Consider the following 1164-nt stretch of genomic DNA (forward strand, 5'->3'; position numbering starts at 1 on the left):
AGAGTACTTTTTGTAGTTTAGTGTAATATAATTATGTAAACCAAAAGTTTTGATTTTTTATCCAAAATGGTGTTACCCTAGTAAATAAACGTGCGAAAGGAGAATGAATCCATATGGATAATTTTTTAAATGATGTAGAGATCAAACTTGTCGCGCTCGATATGGATGGCACTCTTTTGAATAAAAAAGGCCAGATCTCAGATGCCAACCGCCAGGCGATTAAGGAGGCACAGGAAAAGGGGATAGCTGTTGTATTAAGTACCGGACGCTCCTTGCATACAAGTCGAGAACATGCCGAATCACTTGAGCTCACCTCTTATTTAGTAACAGTAAATGGTAGTGAAATCTGGGATGATAAGAGACAATTAGTGGAAAGAAACCTGGTGAACTCCGAGCTGATCCAATGGATGTGGGAATTAACAAAACAACACCAAACAAAGTTTTGGGCAATCAGTACAGAGCGCAGCTGGCATAATGAAATGCCTGAGGATTTACATAGTACCGAGTGGTTAAAATTTGGATTTACTATTGACGATGATGCAACAAGAGAGCTGATTAAACAGGAACTTGAAGCAAAAGGTGAGTTTGAACTTACTAATTCAACCTTAAAGAATATCGAAGTGAATCCTGTGGGTATTAATAAAGCTAAAGGGCTAAGAATGGTTTGCAGCCGCTTGGGTATTGAAATGAAAAATGTTATGGCTGTTGGGGATAGTATGAATGATCTAATGATGATTAAAGAAGCGGGTATCGGTGTAGCGATGGGTAATGCCCAGGACATTGTGAAAGAATCTGCCGACTGGATTACTTCAACAAACGAAGAGGACGGAGTTGCCAAAGCCATTTATCAATGGGTTATCTGAAGAAACGAACGATAAAACAAAAATTCGATGAAGGACAAAACCAAAGGGACCAAACCGAATTTTGTCTTTCATCAACCGAATGAAGGACAAAATCTTTATAATAAAACCGAATATTGTCCTTCATCATTCAATCGAAGGGCATAAAAAAGTTATATAATAATTTTTTTAAATGTGAGTATAATGTTTTAATTTGCGGGTAAAAATAATCAAGCAAGTAAATTGCAATTTCATGTATAAGGTACATGCTAGGAGGCTACAAAGAAATGGAACATGGTAAGGTAAAATGGTTTAACAGCGAAAA

At 36.9% G+C, this 1164-nt stretch carries 1 protein-coding gene; it reads left to right on the top strand.

Going from position 1 to position 1164, the window contains the following annotated elements; translation table 11 throughout:
* The first annotated feature begins 113 nt into the window (after nt 1-113).
* Nucleotides 114-863 (top strand): Cof-type HAD-IIB family hydrolase, encoded by a 750-nt coding sequence (locus tag ABES03_RS25770; RefSeq protein ID WP_430122079.1) that lies wholly within the window; start codon nt 114-116, stop codon nt 861-863.
* Nucleotides 864-1164: the final 301 nt, after the last annotated feature.

The organism is Neobacillus rhizosphaerae (genome assembly GCF_050477885.1).
Lineage (GTDB): Bacteria > Bacillota > Bacilli > Bacillales > Cytobacillaceae > Neobacillus > Neobacillus rhizosphaerae_A.

What these genes read in the sequence shown, in the direction of transcription:
- ABES03_RS25770 (WP_430122079.1), top strand. Translation starts at nt 114, where the DNA reads ATGGATAATTTTTTAAATGATGTAGAGATCAAACTTGTCGCGCTCGAT.